At 60.7% G+C, this 18,653-nt stretch carries 16 protein-coding genes and 2 tRNA genes; 5 read left to right on the top strand and 13 right to left on the bottom strand.

Going from position 1 to position 18,653, the window contains the following annotated elements:
* The 5 genes from mvaD to ACTFPK_RS08010 form a co-directional block, all read right to left on the bottom strand.
* Positions 1–971: diphosphomevalonate decarboxylase (gene mvaD, locus ACTFPK_RS08030; protein ID WP_439911406.1), on the bottom strand; the 971-nt coding region annotated here is incomplete at its 3' end.
* A complete protein-coding gene (gene mvk / locus ACTFPK_RS08025) occupies positions 968–1,948 on the bottom strand; it encodes a mevalonate kinase (protein ID WP_126135649.1) in 981 nt (326 codons plus the stop codon). The genes mvaD and mvk, both read right to left, overlap by 4 nt.
* A gap of 246 nt (positions 1,949–2,194) precedes the next feature.
* Positions 2,195–2,419: a hypothetical protein gene (locus tag ACTFPK_RS08020; RefSeq protein WP_274735107.1), complete on the bottom strand. Its 225-nt coding sequence runs from the start codon at positions 2,417–2,419 to the stop codon at positions 2,195–2,197.
* 91 nt (positions 2,420–2,510) lie between these two features.
* A tRNA-His gene (locus ACTFPK_RS08015) sits at positions 2,511–2,586 on the bottom strand.
* Positions 2,587–2,811: 225 nt separating this feature from the next.
* Positions 2,812–3,735, bottom strand: coding sequence for an ATP-grasp domain-containing protein (locus tag ACTFPK_RS08010; protein ID WP_016442367.1), 924 nt, complete (start codon positions 3,733–3,735; stop codon positions 2,812–2,814).
* 31 nt (positions 3,736–3,766) lie between these two features.
* Between ACTFPK_RS08010 and ACTFPK_RS08005 the strand changes: the two genes are divergently transcribed.
* Positions 3,767–5,338: an aspartate:alanine exchanger family transporter gene (locus tag ACTFPK_RS08005; RefSeq protein WP_439911405.1), complete on the top strand. Its 1,572-nt coding sequence runs from the start codon at positions 3,767–3,769 to the stop codon at positions 5,336–5,338.
* A gap of 152 nt (positions 5,339–5,490) precedes the next feature.
* On the top strand, positions 5,491–5,922 hold the full coding sequence (locus tag ACTFPK_RS08000) for a hypothetical protein (protein WP_416341685.1): 432 nt from the start codon (positions 5,491–5,493) through the stop codon (positions 5,920–5,922).
* A 131-nt stretch (positions 5,923–6,053) separates the two neighbouring features.
* Here ACTFPK_RS08000 and ACTFPK_RS07995 read toward each other — a convergent pair whose 3' ends face one another.
* Positions 6,054–7,166 (bottom strand): alpha/beta hydrolase, encoded by a 1,113-nt coding sequence (locus tag ACTFPK_RS07995; protein WP_274733465.1) that lies wholly within the window; start codon positions 7,164–7,166, stop codon positions 6,054–6,056.
* A gap of 12 nt (positions 7,167–7,178) precedes the next feature.
* A complete protein-coding gene (locus ACTFPK_RS07990; protein WP_284906533.1) occupies positions 7,179–8,648 on the bottom strand; it encodes a sugar porter family MFS transporter in 1,470 nt (489 codons plus the stop codon).
* A 407-nt stretch (positions 8,649–9,055) separates the two neighbouring features.
* Between ACTFPK_RS07990 and ACTFPK_RS07985 the strand changes: the two genes are divergently transcribed.
* Positions 9,056–9,952 (top strand): AraC family transcriptional regulator, encoded by an 897-nt coding sequence (locus ACTFPK_RS07985; RefSeq protein WP_126135834.1) that lies wholly within the window; start codon positions 9,056–9,058, stop codon positions 9,950–9,952.
* Positions 9,953–10,084: 132 nt separating this feature from the next.
* Here the strand turns inward: ACTFPK_RS07985 and ACTFPK_RS07980 are convergent, their stop codons facing one another.
* The 3 genes from ACTFPK_RS07980 to ACTFPK_RS07970 all read right to left on the bottom strand — a co-directional run bounded on the left by ACTFPK_RS07980 (position 10,085) and on the right by ACTFPK_RS07970 (position 11,510).
* Positions 10,085–10,576 (bottom strand): Hsp20/alpha crystallin family protein, encoded by a 492-nt coding sequence (locus tag ACTFPK_RS07980; RefSeq protein ID WP_284898456.1) that lies wholly within the window; start codon positions 10,574–10,576, stop codon positions 10,085–10,087.
* A 164-nt stretch (positions 10,577–10,740) separates the two neighbouring features.
* The gene (locus ACTFPK_RS07975; RefSeq protein ID WP_284898458.1) at positions 10,741–11,178 is read right to left on the bottom strand and encodes a hypothetical protein; all 438 of its coding nucleotides are present in this window, start codon (positions 11,176–11,178) and stop codon (positions 10,741–10,743) included.
* Positions 11,179–11,437: 259 nt separating this feature from the next.
* Positions 11,438–11,510, bottom strand: a tRNA-Lys gene (locus tag ACTFPK_RS07970).
* A gap of 357 nt (positions 11,511–11,867) precedes the next feature.
* Here ACTFPK_RS07970 and ACTFPK_RS07965 point away from each other — a divergent pair.
* Together ACTFPK_RS07965 and ACTFPK_RS07960 are read left to right on the top strand one after the other, a co-directional pair.
* A complete protein-coding gene (locus ACTFPK_RS07965; protein ID WP_274733457.1) occupies positions 11,868–14,639 on the top strand; it encodes a DEAD/DEAH box helicase in 2,772 nt (923 codons plus the stop codon).
* Positions 14,640–14,832: 193 nt separating this feature from the next.
* Entirely contained in the window at positions 14,833–15,693 is an 861-nt protein-coding gene (locus ACTFPK_RS07960) for a YggS family pyridoxal phosphate-dependent enzyme (protein WP_274733455.1), read from the top strand.
* On the opposite strand, the gene ACTFPK_RS07955 is transcribed toward ACTFPK_RS07960, so the two are convergent.
* The 3 genes from ACTFPK_RS07955 to ACTFPK_RS07945 are packed head-to-tail and all read right to left on the bottom strand — an operon-like array spanning position 15,690 to position 18,651.
* Positions 15,690–16,523, bottom strand: a complete 834-nt coding sequence (locus tag ACTFPK_RS07955; protein ID WP_274733453.1) for an ABC transporter ATP-binding protein — start codon at positions 16,521–16,523, stop codon at positions 15,690–15,692. The two genes, ACTFPK_RS07960 and ACTFPK_RS07955, sit on opposite strands and share 4 nt — an antisense overlap.
* Before the next feature lie 2 nt (positions 16,524–16,525).
* On the bottom strand, positions 16,526–17,590 hold the full coding sequence (locus ACTFPK_RS07950) for a FecCD family ABC transporter permease (RefSeq protein WP_274733451.1): 1,065 nt from the start codon (positions 17,588–17,590) through the stop codon (positions 16,526–16,528).
* Complete coding sequence (locus ACTFPK_RS07945) at positions 17,587–18,651, bottom strand: FecCD family ABC transporter permease (RefSeq protein WP_274733450.1); 1,065 nt, start codon at positions 18,649–18,651, stop codon at positions 17,587–17,589. Before ACTFPK_RS07945 ends, ACTFPK_RS07950 begins: the two co-directional genes overlap by 4 nt.
* Positions 18,652–18,653: the final 2 nt, after the last annotated feature.

Below are 18,653 nucleotides of genomic sequence, written 5' to 3'. Positions count from 1 at the left end.
AACACCTCCCGGTGAGACTCCGGCTCCTCCACGAGGTAAGCACCGTTCCCCGCGTGAGCAATGCTTACTTTGCCGAGGGCTTCAGCGTGGCGTGCCACTTCGGCGGCGAGCTCCGGGCGGGTTAGGAGCACCACGTTCGGCCCGGCATCCGCGGTGGCATACACATCCAAACCCACCCCGCGCAGAGTGCGGGCCAGCTCAAATACTCGCCAGGACGCGGAAGTGAGGTAATGAATCGGCGGTTCGGAGCTCATAATGAGAGCGTGCATACGCAGCGCGGAGAGCTCGGTGAGCTCACCAATCCGCTGCATATCCCCCGCCTTGCAGGCATCCACCATCTGAGCGGCCATATCGCGAGTGGATTCCACCCAGCCGCAGTAATACGGCGAGGTAGCGCGGGTGGTAACCATCGCTTCCCGGGAGGTAATTTTCTTGTGAGCAGTGTTTAATACCACCGAGACCATGGCCAGCGGCGGAGCCGAGATTTCTTCGGCAAAAGATTCTTCATCCGTACCGGCGTGCCAGAGCGCCACCCCGCTAATAACCGAACGCGCGGCAGATCCCGAACCGCGCCGGGCCAGGCGAGAGAGCTGAGCGGTGTTCACATCCATTCCGTATTCGGTGGCAGCCGCGAGCGCCAGGGCCGCGAACCCGGAGGCCGAGGAGGCCATTCCGGCGCCCGTCGGTGCTTCATTATCGCTGATGACCAGCAGTTTTTCGCTACGCCCGGCCTGGTCGCGTATCACATCGAGAACCCGCTCGACTCGGGCAAGCGCTTTTTCACTCGCTTCCTGGCCGTTGAGAATGAGTCGATCACGGTGGGAAGTGGGGGCGAGGCGGGCTGTCGTCGTCGTCGGAAAAATATCGAGTGTAAGGGAAACGGAAGGTGCGGCAGGGAGCATGAGCTCGTCATCCGCTTTGCCCCAGTATTTGATGAGGGCGATATTCGGGTGGGCGCGCGCGGTGCTCATTTGCTGGCCTCCACCCAGGTAGACCAGGCGTTAGCTGCGCCGGCTGCACTCAGCGCCGCGGCGATGTCTTTCGCGTGAGCACTGTTCTCCGCCAGGGCGATAACGCACCCGCCGATCCCACCGCCGGTCATCTTCGCGCCGAGCGCGCCAGCACCGTGAGCAGCGTTTACAAGAGTATCGAGTTCCGCGGAGGAAACGCCCAGCTGCGCGAGGGTAGCATGGGCGCGCCACATATTCTCCCCCATGCTCGCCCAGTCCCCCGTTGCGAGCTGCATTTCCGCATCCGCCGCGTATCCGGCCAGGCGCGCCACCAGGGTCTCCACTTTCGCCGGGAACTGTTCGCGCAGCTCACGGACCGAGCCGACGGCTTGCCGTGTAGCTCCGGGAACCCCGGAATCACCGATAACCACGTGGAGGGGGCGCGCCACGATCAACGGAGTGACGTCTGGGCGCTGGAATTTAATAACGGTATCGGCGACGACGCCATGCGCATCCATCCCCGAGGGGCGCCCGTGGGCCACCCGTTCGGCCACCTGGATGAGGAGGAAACGCTCGGCTGGTGAGAGGCGCACCCCCGCGGCATCGGCAATGGCCGAAACAATCGCGGCAGCGACCGCCGCTGAGGAGCCGAGTCCGCGCTCATAAGGAATATCGGAATAAATGGTGACGTGGGCGGAGCTGCCCGGGGCCACGAAATCAAGCCCGGCGTCGATAGCCGCGACCACGGGGCTCAGGCGCTCCGGTGCGGAAGCGGCCGGGCCACGATAAAGTTCGGAACTAATCGTTGATTCGCCAGTGGTGATGGTGGCGTTGGCGATAACGGGAAGCACATGAACGGGAAGAGAAATTGCCGGGGCACCGTAGACCACGGCGTGTTCGCCGAATAGGATCGCCTTGCCGTGCGCGCGGCCGACCCCGATACGTACCTTGGGGATACGGGTTTGGGTATCGAACGCGAAGGATTGCGATTGGCTCAACTGTGCGGCTCCTTGTCACGGCCGCGAGCGGCCTACCTGTACTTGCCCTGCTGCGCGGGGCAGGGCTCCGCGCTGGTCATTCCCCTATCGTACCGAGAATTTGGTGACGTGACGGTGAGGATAGCGCGCGCCACGTTATGCCGAGCGCGTTGCCCCTGCCTCAAGCACGGCCCGCCGCGCACAATATTCACGCCGCGGGCGAAATGGTCCAACAAGCAAAAGAGGCGCAGACGAGATGCGTAACTATCATCTACCCCGTTGATCACCTGTTTTCCCTCCGCGCTCCTCGCTCCGCCCCAGCCAGGCAAAACACCCGATGCCGAGGAACCACAGCGGGAGGGTGTAGAGGATATATCGGGAGCCATCATCAAAGAAAAACAGCACAAAATCCGCGATGCTCGCGAGCGCGATAGCGAGGATTCCCACCCAGGTCAGCACACCGCCGCGGTCTTTCTTCTTACGCTTCGCCATCGAGGCTCCTCTCCCGGGTGGTTACCGCATCAATACAACTCAGGCTCGTTTCGCTTGCTTGCTACCAAACATTCAAAACGAGCCTGAACTCTGGGGTGGCCAACGGGGCTTGAACCCGCGACCTCCTGGACCACAACCAGGTGCTCTGCCAGCTGAGCTATGGCCACCATTCCGGCGAAAGAACGCCGATAAACAACTATAGCCGGTCACCGCCCGCAAAGACAATTCCACGGCGGTGATAGCGGCCACGTTGTAAACCAGCTCGGCGCACCGACCAGCTGCGCCGTCGTACTTAACCCGCGGTCATGCACGGGAGCGCAAGCTGCGCCGTCGCCGCGATAAAAGCACAAACGGCACCGCCCGCAAGCGCAACCACACCATCCGCAACCGAACTACCAGGCCGTACGCACTGCAATCGCGTCCGCGAAGCGGTTGAGGTGACTCTCATCCAGGGACAGATACAACGAGCCGTCGATAAGGGAAATCTCCATCACGTAAAACTCGTTGGGGTCCCCCGGCGCGGCCGGCACAATGTCCACGCGGTTGAAGAGCAGCAGGTGGTCGCGCCCGGTGTGTTCGCGGATGAGCCCGTGCAGCACATTGCGAACCCGCTCACCCCAGCGCCATTCCGATTCACGCGCCTCTGAAACAGACACGACTTCTTCTTGGATTTGATCCGCGCTGCGGAAACGCGGATGGAGCAGCGGCGCCTTTTCCACCCGATACGAGGCCAGGCCGTTGAGGAAGATCAGCGACACCTCACCGGTACGGTCGATATTTTCCAAATAGCGCTGCACCATCACGCTGCGGCCCTTCGCAAGCTCGTGCTGCGCGTGCAGGATCGCCTGGGAGCGCGAAGCCGGATCGGTGGCGGTGTAACGCCCCGTACCGCGCCCACCCGAAGACACCGCGGGCTTGACCACGAAATCACCGTGCGCCGGGAAACGGGTATGGACCTGGTGTTTCGTGAGGTTTTCCTCCGGTTCCAGCCAGGTAGTGGGAATGGTCGGCAAACCTGCCGCTTCCAATTCCCGCAGGTAATGCTTATCCGAATTCCACGCCATAATATCGGCGTGGTTGAGAATCCGTGGAACGGAGCGGGCCCACGAAATGAAGGCCTGCGGATCGCGCCCGTAATCACGAACTGAGCGGACAACGACAACTCCGGCGTCGTTCCAGTCGTAATCGGGATCGTTCCACGCTACGATGCGCGGTTCGATATGGCGCTCACGCAGGGCATCGGGCAGACCGGCCTCGTCAACGTCGAGCTTCGGTAAGTCTTTGCTCGTTGCAAGAGTAACAATGGGATCAGACACACTCTTACTCTACCCCGGCTAGTCTTATGGCGTGGCGATCCTTGACTCTTCCCCGTTACTAACAATTTTCGTTGTGGTGGCCCTCGGCTCCATTCTCGGTGCGATTCCGCTGGGTCGGATACGTATCGGCGCGGCCGGCGCCCTCTTTGTGGGCTTGGCCATGTCCGCACGCTTCCCCGAACTCGGGGCGGGTATGGACGTGGTGCAGTCCCTCGGGCTCGCGCTTTTCGTGTACACCGTGGGCATCGCTTCGGGCGCGGCGTTTTTCGCGCAGCTGCGCCGCAATCTTTCCTTGCTTTTAGCTTCCGTGGTTGCGGTTTTCCTCGCCGCGGGCACCGCCCTGGTGATGGGGTTGCTTTTCGGTATCGAACGGCCGTTTTTGGCGGGTCTTTTCACGGGTGCGACGACGGCGGCACCGGCCCTTGCCACCGCCAGCAGACTGACAGACGGCTCCACACAGCCCGCTATCGGGTATGCCTTCGGGTATCCTCTGGCGGTCATTATCGGCATTATCCTGGTTTCCCTCATCGTGGGTCGATCTTGGCCGGGACTGCGCGATACTCCTTCGTTGGCCGGAACCCTGCTTGATCCACGCACCATCACCGTGGAACACCCCATGAACCTGCGCGATATCCCCGAATGGGCCGACGGGCGGGTGCGGGTATCCTACTTGCGACGCGGCGAGCGAGTGCGGGTGGCCCTGCCCGGTGAGGATCTCGAGGTAGGGGACGACGTCGTTGTTGTTGGTCTAGCTGCGGATGTGGAGGCGGCCGCCGCGCACCTCGGGCATTTGCGAAGTGACCATCTGGCCGATGATCGCAGCCACGTAGATTTCAACCGCCTGGTGGTTTCCAACCCGGATGTGGCGGCGCGTTCCATCGGGGAACTCAACCTGCCCGCCAAATACGGCGCGGTGGTGACCCGGGTACGGCGCGGGGATCTGGAGCTGCTGGCCCGCGACGATTTTATTCTGGAACCGGGTGACCGGGTGACCGTGGTGGCCCCGCGCGAACGCTGGGATGCCATCGCGGATCTTTTCGGGGACTCCGAGCGATCCATTTCGGAGATCGACGTGCTGAGCCTATCGGTGGGGATGGTGGCCGGGTTGCTCCTCGGTTTCGTGACCTTCCCGCTGCCCGGCGGCCAGGTGTTCCAGCTGGGCACCGCAGCCGGCCCGCTGATCGCGGGGATGTTCTTGGGCGCGGCGCGGCGCACCGGGCCTTTTGTATGGGCCATGCCGGAGGCGGCCAATCTGACGATGCGCCAGCTGGGACTCACCCTGTTTTTAGCTGCCCTAGGACTGACGGCCGGGCCCGGCTTCGCGCAGATTGTGCTTTCTCCGCAAGCGGTGGGCGCGGCGGTGACGGTCTGCGTGATCACATTGGTCTCCTGCGCGGCACTGCTGGTAGCGGGCGCCTGGGTGCTCCGGCTTTCCGCGCCCCGCACCGCCGGGGCTATCGCCGGTTTCCTGGGCCAGCCGGCAGTCCTGGACGCGGCTACCTCTCGGGTGGGCGACGAGCGCATCGACAACGCCTACGCAACACTTTTCGCGTTCTCGATTGTGGTGAAGATTTTCCTGGTGCCGGCGGTTTTGGTGTTGTAGCGGAGCTGGAGCACCGCGGTGGCGACCGACAGGCAAAGGTAAGCCGCGGTGTGGAAGCGAGTGGGCAGGCCGGGCGGCGGCGTCGTACCGCGGCTAAAGTAGGGAAGAAGATTCGGAACCGTTTCCGAAAAGTACGGGAAGTGAGGCGTGAGATGCGCGATATGGTACGCAAGGCGGCGGCGAGCGCGGCGGCGCTGGGCCTGGCGGGCGCGGGGGCGCTGCTGCTGGGCGGATGCGATGCTGCGGAAACCACCGAAGCCGGGAGTTTTATGCGGCAGGCGGGTGCGTCGATGTATGTGGTGAGCGTGGATGGGCGCGAGCTGATCTCCAAGGTGGTGGATTGCAGCGGCGGGGAATCCCAAGTGATGACCGGGCTTTTCGAGCCGGCGAATAACCTCGTGACCTGGAAGGATATTGATGGTAAGGAGATCGGTACCTCGGTAGCTCACTTCGCCAAGGACGGGAAGAGTATCACGCTGGCCAATGAGGCCACCCCGAATGCCGGTGCCACCTACGTGCGCGAGGGCACGCCGGAAGCCGAGCTCATGGCGCGCGGGCAAAAGAGCGAGTGCGCGCCGAAGTAAATTTCACGCGCCTACAGGCGTATCACAAGCGCATAAAGCACATAAAAGCGGGGCCTTTCTCTATCGAGATGGCCCCGCTTTTCTCTCAGCTTTTCGTCAGCACGCGCGAATCATATCCGCGCTCCCGCACACTACCTGCACTCAAGAGCGAAACGTTGCAGATCCTCGAGTACCTCGCGGCTTTCCTCCAGCCACACCTGCCCCACCGGGAAGACGTGGCCCAGGGTCACCCCGCGCGGCGGTCGATAGGAATGGCATTCCACCGGAATTCCCTTGCGTGAGAGATAGCCGGCAAAAAGCAGCGTCTCGAATTCGATAAAATCATCGGAACTCGTGACGAGATAGGCCGGGGGGAACTCGCAGCGCTCCACGAGCTTTGCGGCGCAGAGCAGGTCCTCGCCGAGCACATCCACCGCGCGGTCGATGAAGCCACCCATCTCCGTCAGATAGGCGAGAGTCGGAAGTGCGGCGTCGTCGTTCCCATAACCGCAGCGATCAGACACGAAAGGCACCAGATCCGAGAGGTCGAACAGACCGGACACAAAAGCCATCCCCGCAACCGATAGCCGATCCTCACCCAGAGTGGATGGCACCGGCGCACTGCCCGGCGCGTCCAGCGTGGCAACAGGAACGTCCAGCGCGGCAACAGGAACGTCCAGCGCGGCAAAAACCTCAGGGTTACACAAAGCTGCCACCGCGTACATTCCCAAAGTCGCGCCCGCGGAATCCCCCGTGATAATTACCGACTGCGGATCCACCGGATAATCATCGAGATGCCGCGCAATCCAGGCGCAGCCCGCGAGGACATCGTGGAGTTGGTCGAGGAAATCGGCAGCCGGGGAGAGCCGGTAGCTCAGCGAGAATACCGCACAGCCCTGGGCTGCAAGATGCACACCGAAATTCTTGTTCAACTCCTTCAAGCCGTATACAAAACCGCCGCCGTGAATATCGATGTACACGGGAAGCGCTTTGCCTCCGCGCAGGTACGCATCGTGCGGAAGGTAGAGATCCAGGCGGTGGAAGGGGTTGTTTTCCCCATCGGGAAGATAGGGAATATCCGCGATAACATCCACCGTTTCCGGGGTATGCCAGCGTTCGCACCGCACGATATCAACATCTAGCACGAAAGATTTCCGTACCTCGATGGCGCGTTGCCGGATCTGAGCGGTGACGCCGGCTAGATCCTCATCAATCGGCGTCCACGTTCTGGCCCGCGCAATGTTCTCGGGGGTGTCAGCATGCATGTGTTGTCCTCACTACTCGGCCGGCATATCTTCGAGTTCAACACCGGCGGTTTCCGGAAGAGCCTTCATCACGAAAATCAAGCTCACGGCAGCGAATACGGCGTAGAGCAGATAAACGTTGCCTGTTCCAATCGCGTCCTTCAACGGCGGGAAAGTGGTAGAGACCAGGAAGTTCGCGATCCAGTTCACGGCGCTTGCCACCGCCACCCCGAGGGCGCGAATATTATTCGGGAAAATCTCCCCGAGGACGACCCACATGACCGGGCCCCACGTGAAGCAGAAGGCCAGGTAGAAGATGTACACGGAAACAAGGGTGATCGGTCCCCACATTCCCGGCAGGGTGATGGACGCACCATCAACATCAGCCTGGTAGAAACCGAGGGCAGCGATTCCCAAGAAGATAGTCATCACGCTCGAACCGGTGATGAGCAGGAAGCGCCGCCCCACCTTGTCCACGATGAACATCGCGAGGATGGTCGCGATAATCGCGCCGATGGTCCGGTACACAGAAATATTGAGGGCGAGCTGTTCGCTGAAACCGACCGACTTCCATAGCGAGGAATCGTAGTAGAGGATGATATTGACGCCGGAGAGCTGCTGGAGGGCAGCGACGGCCATGGCGATCCACACGACTTTGCGCAGGCCGAACGTCTTGCCACGCAGGTCCGAAAGCTTCGCGGCTTTCTCCCCGGAAAGGGTCGCGCGAATTTCCTTGACTTTGCCTTCCGGATCCTTTTCCCCGGTGAGGCGCTGCAAAATTGCGGCGGCTTCCTTATCGAGCCCCTTCATCACGAGGAATCGCGGGGATTCGGGGAGCTTAAGGGAAACAATGAGCATGATGAGCGCGGGGACGATCATGCTGAGAAGCATGATGCGCCAGGTGGGCATCCCGAACCAGAAGGTTTCATCGGCACCGCCAGAAGCGCTCGCGTAGCTCGCGTTCACCACAACGGCGGCGAGGATACCGAAAGCGATGGCCATTTGCTGGAAAGAGCCGAGGAACCCGCGCATCTGCGCCGGAGCTACTTCAGCAATGTACGCCGGACCAATGACTGAGGCGAGGCCAACACCGAGACCACCGACGAAACGGAAAATAATGAAAATCCACACGGTTGGCGCGATGGCGGAGAAGATCGAGCACACCACGAAGAGGATTGCCGCGATGAAAATCGTGGGAACGCGGCCCAGCCGATCCGCAATGTGGCTGGTAAACCACGCGCCAATCACGCATCCGAACAGAGCACAGGAAACCGAGATCCCGCTCATGAAGGCACTGAGATCCCACCCGGTTCTGGAACCGGCAATGGAATCAACCGCACCGTTAATGACTGACGTGTCGTACCCGAAAAGAAAACCGCCGACAGCAGCGGCTAGGCAAACGATAATAATGCGGCGTTTAATAACCGGATCGAGCGGGGCTGGCGATTGTGCAGATTTCGCCGATGTCGCGGGCCCGCCGGACCGTTTTTTATTACGCGTCATTGCGCACCTTCCTCCCTATCAACCATCTCCTTCTCCCATTCGAAGGAGATGCTGTTGTGAGCGAGCGTCAGTGACCGTCGCACTCGATCATTTTGAACCGTCGCTAATAGCAGTCACAGGGTGATCCAAGCACCGTGATCCAAGCACCCGGATAAAATGTGACCGTTGGCGGACACTTACTGCTCGCGTGACTGAGCCTAGGCAAAATTCTTCGGTTGATAGTGCTGAAATGTGGCACACCCTATGCCCAAACGTGACATAGTTGCGGCGGTCTGCCTTTTTTCACGAAGAATAGGGGAAACCACGAAAATAGAGGCAGTATCGAATCGCTATAGATACCACCTCACCCCTGATGAGATTCCACAACGGTTAGTTACTATGAGAGACGAATCCGCGAGGAGTTAAGCATGATGGATAACCGTATACACGACCCGAAGGAACCCATCCTCAATCGTGCTTTTTGTGAGGTGGGTTCCATGCCCGCCGAATACCCAGCCCTTGTGCTGGTGCACCGCCATCCGGAAGTTGTCCCGACCCACTGGCATTCCGGAGTCGAGGTTAATTATGTTGTCCAGGGTGGTGGCAGTGTAACTATCGACTCGCGGGTCGAGGCACTGTATCCGGGAAAGCTCTGCATTATCAGTCCCTACACTCCCCATTCATTTATTACAGAATCTCGGGACGGCAAGACTCCTCTTATTCTCTCCATCACCTATGACAGCAGCCGTATTGAACGCATTTATAAGAAAGCTGATCTTTATGTGCTGGCCGTGGATTCTGCGCGAGCTCGCGATGCGGATCGGCAAGCACTCATTGACTTGTGCCTGCGCATGATTGACACAACGCATCTGCTGGGACCCGAACGGGTTTTCGGCATCAACGCGATTCTCTTCGATATCCTATTTCTGCTTTACCAGAATTTCGTGGTCAAGTGCCGGCCGCGCGGAATTCGGCGTGCTACCGACACCACAATTCTTGCTATTATCAGCGACATCGAGCGGCGCCACCGGGAACCGCTGACCGCTGCGAGCGTGGCGGAAACGCACGGTTATTCGCGCGAGCATTTCAGCCGGCTTTTCCGGCTCAGTACCGGGATGACTTTCAAACAGTACCTCACGCGATTACGGGTCGAGGATGCGTACTACTTGCTCATGGAAGAGCAGGTTCCCACCTTGGAAGATATAGCCCAGCGGGTGGGATTTCCCAGCACCCGTGCACTCAATCGTGCTTTTATGGAACGCCACGGGGTGGCACCTTTGGAATACCGCAAGCAACGATTAGGGCGCGATAGTTCGGGAAAATGAAAGGCAGCCCCGGGATTGGTAGTATCCCGAAGACTGCCTTTCTCACATCTGCGCCAGTGGCCTGGATGCTTATTTAGTGCCAGCATGTACCACGCTTGGGTACCATTCCCTGCACATTTTTATGCTGCAGATTTATGCTGCAGAGCCGGCCGGCTTTTCTTCTGACTTCTGCGCAGCAGGCGATGCGGCGGTAGCCTTGCCCGAACCAATCTGGACCTTACGCCCCTGCGAACCCGCGGTGGTCTTCACCGAAACGGTGAGAACCCCATCGTTGAGATGGGCATCTACCGTGGTGGTATCCACAGCCTGATCGAAGCCCAGGGTGCGAGAAACGGAACGAGTGCGGGTACCGCCCTCAATTTCTTCTTCCTGCGCAGCCTTGAGGGTGATGTGATCCGGGTAAACGTTCAGGTCAATATCATCTGCGCTAAAGCCCGGAACATCGAAGAGGACTTCGTAGCCATCCTCGGTTTGCTTGAGTTGCGAACGGTACTCTAGCGCGAGATTCTCCAGATCGGAGCGCCGCCCGTTGACCATCCGAGTAGGAACGGCAAAAAAGCCATCAAAGGGGCTGAGGAAACGGTCCATTGCTGTGGACATCGTGCGATCAATATCGTATGCCATGGTCAATCCTTCTTTCACTTCTATGAACGACGACGCCGCGCGCCTTTCGGCGCCCGGGCCTATCGCCCTGACATCAATCCCAACCCCCACGGACTTATCTTTGTTCCACTCAGTAGCTATTGTTCACTCTAGGCTCAATAGTTATTGAGTCACTTACGCTCAACTTAGGAAATATGGGAATCCCGGAGAAGAATCACAAAGAAAAGGAGGCCGGCTCCGGCAAGCGCGGCCCCCAATCCAGTGTAGAAGAAGGCAACGAAGGAGTTGGGCAGCAGCCCGCTGGCCCGCACAGCTATGCCTCCGCCCATCATGACGGCCATGAGGAGGTAGGAACGCACATCGAAGAAATGCCAGAAAGGCCGTGCCGGGCGCGGATGGGAGCGAATGCGCCGGATATGCTTCCCGGCAACCTTGGCGAACATCGCTCCAAAGGCGGCGAAAACGAGCGGGGGAAGCAGGCAGATCCACGGCGCACCCAAGGCCGATCCCGCGAAGCTCTCCACTCCAATTCGGGCAACATTTACTCCAGCCAGGCACCACACTCCGCCCGCGAGGGCGATGAGCCCAGTCTTAGAGATATGGAAATAAGGACAATCACTCATCATCGCTCCATAACTGGTAGCCGCGCATTCCTCTCGCGCGATTCGCACCGTTCGCTACCAAGAATAACGCGACACATGTCGCTTAGATAGTCGCGGGTACGGAGTGTGATTTCGCCCTGCGCGTAGGTGCCGGGGGGTTCAGTGGGTGTATTCCGTGGAGGTGGTGGCGTAAAAACAATCCACAACGTACGCTGTGCACGTGCGAGTTTTCGCCATGCTGACGCGAAAAACCCCGCAGCTTGGAACTGCGGGGCCGTTGTACACCGCCTGGGACTCGAACCCAGAACCCACTGATTAAGAGTCAGTTGCTCTGCCAATTGAGCTAGCGGTGCTCGTTATTCTTTTATGTTTGCCGCCCGCGGCGACGAATAGATACTTTACCCAGGGCCGCCGCCCAGTGCAAGTCAAGAACCCTATCTCAGGCTGTTTCCTCCCTCACATCGCATCCCCCACCGCCCGATACGCGCGAAATGCCGCGCTTTGCGCCGTCGTACAAACCGGCTCCCACCCAATTGACGCGCCCCGTAACCCACTGATTAAGGGCCCGCACCCAACCCTTAACCCACAGGTTAAGGGTCCGCTAAGCCACAGGTTAGGGGTCCGCTCACCCGGAGGTTCAAGGATCCGCACCGCGCCCCGCAGCAGTTCCGGCCAATTTTTATGTCGTAGGAGTGTGGCACCCTTAAGTCATGAGTTCACAACAGTCAGATCAGCCCGGGGCCGCGGCGCTGCGCCCTCGTCCGCAACTCAATGTTGCCCTGGACCTTCTGGAGGATAAGTATGGGCTCAACCCGCCTGATGATGCCCTTTATGAGGCTTTCACCCAGTGGGCGGAAAGCACCGGCCGGCCGCTCTACCCCCATCAGGAAGAAGCGTTGCTCGCCGCTATTGATGACGCTCATATGATCGTCTCCACCCCCACCGGTTCAGGTAAGTCGCTCATCGCGCTCACCGCTATTTTCTGCGGTCTCGCGCGCGGGAAAACCGCGTATTACACCGCGCCTCTCAAGGCCCTGGTATCGGAGAAGTTTTTTGAACTCATCAATGTTTTCGGTGCGGATAACGTGGGGATGGTAACCGGGGATTCCACCATTAACCCCGGGGCTCCCGTAGTGTGTGCCACCGCGGAAATCGTGGCGAATCTGAGCTTGCGGGAGGGCGCCGCGGCGGATATCGGCGTGCTGGTCCAAGATGAATTCCACTATTACTCGGATCCGCAACGCGGTTGGGCCTGGCAGGTTCCCCTCCTGGAACTCACCCGCACCCAGCAGGTGCTCCTCTCCGCCACCCTGGGGGATACCACCTGGCTGGCAGAAGATCTTGAGAAGCGCACCGGGCGCGCCGTCGAACTCATGAGTAACGCGGAACGGCCGGTGCCGCTCTCTTTCTCTTATTCCTATCAGCCACTCGGTGAACTCCTCCTGGAACTCACCTCCACGCATCGCGCGCCCGTCTATGTGGTGCATTTTTCGCAGCGGGAGGCAGTAGCACAGGCCCAAGCCCTCCTCACCCACGCCCTCGTTTCCAAGGAACAGAAAGCCCGCATCCACGAAGCCCTCGGAGATTTTTCCTTCGGGCCCGGTTTCGGGAAAATTCTCTCCAAGCTGCTCCGTTCCGGTATTGGCGTGCACCACGCGGGCCTCCTCCCCCGCTACCGGCGCCTCGTGGAAAAGCTGGCACAGGCCGGGTTACTGCCGGTCATCTCCGGTACGGATACCCTCGGGGTGGGCATTAACGTTCCTATTCGCACCGTTGTCATGACCGGGCTGGCTAAATTTGATGGCCAACGCAATCGCCACCTGAGTGCACGTGAATTTCACCAGATCGCAGGCCGGGCCGGGCGGGCCGGATTCGATACGAAGGGTGATGTTATTGTGCAGGCACCCGAATTTGAAATTGAAAATGCGCGGCTGGTGGCCCGCGCCGGGGATGATCCGGTCAAACAGCGTCGCATCCAAAAGAAGAAGCCGCCGGAAAATACAGTACTGTGGTCGGAAAAGACTTTTGAGTATCTCAAAGGCGCAGCTCCGGAAACCCTGACGTCCCACATGCGGGTATCCCACTCGCTCATGCTCAATTTGTTCCAGCGGCCGGGGGATAATGTCGCGGCCGTAACCAAGTTACTCACGGATAATCACGAACCGCGCACGGCTTCCAACCAACTCATCCGGCAAGCCACCCGCATTTACATGTCTCTCGAGCGGGCGGGCGTTATCCTGCACCGTACTCCGCAGTGGCTAGCGGAGCACCCGGACCATTCCCCCATCGAATACGCACGCGAAGTTCCTGATGACTTCTCCTTGAACCAACCGCTGGCACCCTTTGCGCTGGCCGCGCTGGATATCCTTGATCCGGATAGCCCGGAGTACGCCCTCGATGTCATCTCGGTGATCGAAGCGGTCCAGGATAACCCCATGCAGGTCCTCTACGCGCAGGAACGCGCAGCGCGCGGGCGCGCAATCGGGCGAATGAAAGCCGCTGGCATCGGCTATGACGAACGCATGGCCGAAGCCGATAAAATCACCTGGCCCCAACCGCTCGCGGAAGAACTCGGTGCGGCACTCCAGATCTACCGGCAAACCAATCCCTGGGTGGATGACTTCCAGCTCTCCCCCAAATCCATCGTGCGGGAAATGATCGAAAACGCGATCACCTTCTCGGAATTTATTTCCCGTTATGACCTGGCCCGTTCCGAAGGCACGTTGCTGCGCTACCTCACAGATACCTACAAGGCGCTGCGCCAAACGGTGCCGCTGGAGGCCCGCACCCAGGATCTTGAGGATATGACCGCCTGGCTGGGCAGCCTGGTACGCTCGGTGGATTCCAGCCTGCTCGACGAATGGGAAGCCCTGCGTGATGGCCGCATTACCACCGCAGACATCACCAATCTTGACAGCAGCACCGGCGGAGCTCGCGAACGCGCTTTCGGTGCTGATGAAGATGGAAAGGTCACGCTCTCGCGCAGCCCGCACGCGCTACGCGTCTCCATCCGCAATGCGCTCTTCCGTTTCGTGGAAGCCGTAGCACACGAAAATCTCGACTGGCTTGATAGGGCGGCACTCGATGATGGGGCCGGCGTGGCCCGCGGGGAAGGTATCCCGCTCTGGGTGGGCGGCCCGGTCTGGGATGGCGATGCCTGGATGGATGCCACCGATGCTTATTTCGATTCCTACCAGGAGATCGGCACCGGTGCCGAAGCACGCTCCGCCCAACTCGTCACCGTGCTCGAACACCCCGACCGCGCCGATTTCATCACCGCCGGAGTTCCGGCAGCCCACGTGGATAGCGTCATGGACAACCTCACCACCGCCACCGGGCGTCTGCGTGCCTGGTTGGTGCGTCAAGTTTTTGACGACGGCGCAGGTGACAACTCGTGGGGATTCTGGGCAGTTGTGGACCTCGAGGCAAGCGATGAAGCCGGACACGCCATCCTCGACATTATTAGCGTGGGAGAACTATGAGCCCGCTGCACCCGCCACCACTACCCCGGTGATGAGATATACGCCGATTCGGAAAACGCGGCACCAGTTCTGAGACCGTGTCATTAGTTCTGAGACCGTGCCATCAGTTCTGAGACCATTTCCCCAGTTCGCGGTGCAGAGATCTACCATAAACAGCGGCTGATACACGATACCTGTGGAGTTGATACAAACCATGACACATACGGAGCAGGGCAGGCTTGCTCACCTCGCCGAATTGTCCAGCATAGTCCCAACCGCGGAGGAGATCCCCGACCGCATCAACCTGGTGCGTGATGCTCTGCGCGGAGCGGAAGAAGCTGCCGGCATACCGCTCGGTACCGCTCGGCTCCAAATCGTCGTGAAACACCAGTCCATCACCGCCATTCACGCTGCGCTTGCCGCCGGATCCCGCCTCATGGGCCAAAACTTCATCCAACAACTCCAAGACGTAGAAACCCAGCTCGCAACACCCAGCACGGGTGCAGGCCCATCGGCACGCCTCATCCACGACGCCAGCGCTTGGGAAGGCAGCGGCATCACCCCGGCCAGCGCCGGAAACCCACCCCACTGGACCCATGTCATCGGCCACGTGCAATCGAATAAAGCCGGGCGCGCCCTCGAACTGGCCGATTGCATCGAAACTGTGGATAGTCTGAAACTTGCCCAGCGCCTCAACCGGCTGCAAGGCCGCTTGCGCGAAGAAGGCCACGCCCACGGCCCCTTCTCCATTTACGTCCAGGTCAACTCCTCCGGAGCAGCCAGCCAGTACGGAGTGGAACCCCACCAGGTAGAAGAACTGGTAGGGCAGATCGCCGAACTCCCCCACTTGCGGGTCGATGGCCTCATGACCATCGGAGCCAATACCACTGATGAACGGAAGATCGCCCACTCCTTCGCGCTTGTGCGTGAACTGCGGGATAAGCTCCAGCGCGAGCACCCCAGCGTACAGGAACTCTCCATGGGAATGACCCACGACATGAGCATCGCCGTGGCCGAAGGCTCCACCCAGGTACGTGTGGGCAGCGCCATCTTCGGGCCCCGGCCCGCGGCCTAAATACCTGCCGAAACCGGCACCACCATCGGGGTGCCCGTCACCGGATCCGGGATAACTACCGCAGTTATCCCGTAGATTTCCGCAATGTTTTCCGGAGTGAAAACCTCGACAGCCGAACCCGAAAAAGCAATACGCCCATCCTTCATCGCGATGATATGAGTGGCGTAACGCGCCGCCTGATTCAGATCGTGCAGGACCGCCACCAGAGTGCGGCCCTCTCGATTCAGTCGAGCACACAAGTCCAAGAGCTCAATCTGGTAAGCGATATCCAGATACGTCGTCGGCTCATCCAAAAAAATAATCGGTGTGTCTTGGGCCAGAACCATCGCCACCCACACCCGCTGGCGTTCTCCACCCGAGAGCTCCCCCAGCAACGCATCAGCAAAATCCGCGGTACCCGTAGCCGCCAAAGCCCGAGCAACCGCCTCCTCATCACGTGCCGAAGGCCGCGCAAACAAACCCTGGTGCGGGTAACGCCCCCGAGCCACCAGCTCGGCAACCGTAATACCCTCCGGAACATGCGGAGACTGCGGCAACAACGCAAGTTCCCGCGCGAAATCCCGCGAGCCCATCGCCGCAATATCTCGCCCATCCAGCAGCACCCGGCCGCTCGCGGGCGAAAGTAACCGTGCCAAACCGCGTAGCAGCGTGGACTTCCCACACCCGTTCGCCCCCACGATCACCGTGAACGAGCCATCCGGGATCTCCACATTCAGATCCCGCGCCACGGCGACATCCCCATAGCCCAGGCTCAGATCAACACTGCGCAAACGCGCCGCACCGGCCGGGCCAGCCGCACCCACGTTCACGCCACCGCTGTTGCCACGCATATTCATCGTCCCTTCCGTTGCGACATCACCACAACCAGCACATAAAGGCCACCGACCACCGTGGTAATTGCACCCACCGGAACCGGCCGAGCCAGGGCATATTGGGCGAAAAGATCAGCCAGGAACAAAATCGAGGCACCCGCTAGCGCGCTATGCACCAGCGAAATTCCGCGTCGCCCCGCCGCCATCCGCCCCACCTGCGGAGCAGCCAGAGCCACAAAAGCAATAGGTCCGGCCGCCGCCGTCACCACACAGGTCAAAGCGATACCAACCGCGAGGATCCCCCGGCGCGCCTTCTCGACCGACAAGCCGTGTGCAGCTGCGGCGTCGTCGCCTAATTCCAGCTGCCGCAACGGCCGCACGCAACACGCCACAAACGGAAGCAACAACACCAAGAAAACCAGCGCGGGCCCGATCTTCGCCCACGATGCCTGCCCGAGCGTTCCGGCGCCCCACACCGCGAGGCTGAGCGCCACCTCATCCGAGGCCCGCAAGAGCAGCCAGGTATTCGCCGCGCTGAGCATCGCCGTCATACCGATTCCCACAATAATGAGACGGAACCCGGACACGCCGTTGCGGTAGGCCAGCGCGTAAATCATTATTCCGACGACGACGCCACCTGCCAGCGCCCCCATACTCACCGCAACAGCTCCACCCACCAGGAAAGTCCGGGTGAGAATAACGCCGGTATAGGCACCGGCATTGAATCCGATAATATCCGGCGAGCCGAGCGGGTTTCGGGTGAGAATTTGGAAGAGCGCACCCGAAAGCCCGAGCGCTGCCCCGAAGGCCACCGCGGCGAGGATCCGTGGCAGGCGCCAGGTTAGAACCACGTGGGCCGCGAAGTCACCGTCACCCGCGGCAACCGCGCGTATCGAATCCGGGGCGAAGCAGGCCGCCACCTCGCCCAGGCTCAGGGGCAGATCCCCGAGGAGGAGAGCCCCCACGCACCCGAAGGCCAAAGCGAAGCTCACCGCGGCCGCAACCAGGCGGGAACGGCGGCGGCGTCGTAGTGCGACGTGGCGCAGAGGGGACTTTAAAGCGGCAGGTTGGTGCGAAAAACTCATAGCGTGAAAGCCTTTCGCCGGCGCACGAGGTAGATGAGGACCGGGGCACCCAGGAAGGCGCACATGACCGACACGGGAAGTTCCCCGGTCGGGAGAATAATGCGGGCGAGGATGTCCGCGGCGAGGAGGAGGACCGGGGCCCAGAGCGCGGACAGTCCCACAATCCAACGTTGATCCGCCCCGGCAAAGGAGCGGATAGCGTGCGGGGCCATGAGACCTATGAAGGAAATAGGGCCGGCGATAGCAACCGCACCCCCGGTGAGGAGCGTCATCGCCGCAATACCGGCCAGGCGGATCACCGTGACATGAGCACCGAGTGCGCGAGCGGCGTCGTCACCGAGAGCAATGATATTGAGCGCTGGGGTGAGCACGGCAGCGGCCATGAGGCCGAAGAACAGAAGCGGAAGAACCGGCAGGATAACCTCCCAGGGGCGGTTTTCCAGCGTGCCGGCCGTCCAGACGAGGATTTCGTTGAAAGTACGCGGATCAGTCAGGCGTAGCACACCCACGATGCCGTTGAGCACGGCAGAAAGCGCCACCCCGGCCAGGATCAGGCGAACCGGATCCGCGCGACCGCTGCGGTGCGAGCCGATGAGGAGGACCGCCGCGGTGGCCAAGAGTGCACCGGCAACCGCCCACCACATGTAGATACTCGGCCGGCTAATACCCGCCACCGCGATAGCGAGAGTCACCGCGAAACCGGCACCGGCCGAAACCCCGAGGATCCCAGGTTCGGCCAGAGGATTGCGGGAAATCGCCTGGATGAGCGCGCCGGCAACCCCGAGAGCTGCACCGATGGCAAGGGCGGCGACCGTACGAGGCGGACGCAAGGTAAGCACTGCTTGCGCGTCCATGGAATCGCGTTCTGCCCCGGAGATGATAGTAAACAGTGTTCCCGGGGAGATGGGGCGGGCGCCTATGCAAATGGAGAGGAGCGCCAGCACCGCGACAGCGATGATCCCAGTGGTGAGGGCCGCGGCCCGCCGGCGCGCGGTGGTGCGGCCGGGAGCAGGGCAGGCGCGGCGTCGTGCCGAAAAACGGTGGTGGACGGTGCTGTTCATAA

The organism is Actinotignum sp. UMB0459 (assembly GCF_051905915.1).
Classification (GTDB): domain Bacteria; phylum Actinomycetota; class Actinomycetes; order Actinomycetales; family Actinomycetaceae; genus Actinotignum; species Actinotignum sanguinis.
This window is presented reverse-complemented; position numbering and strand designations above follow the sequence as displayed.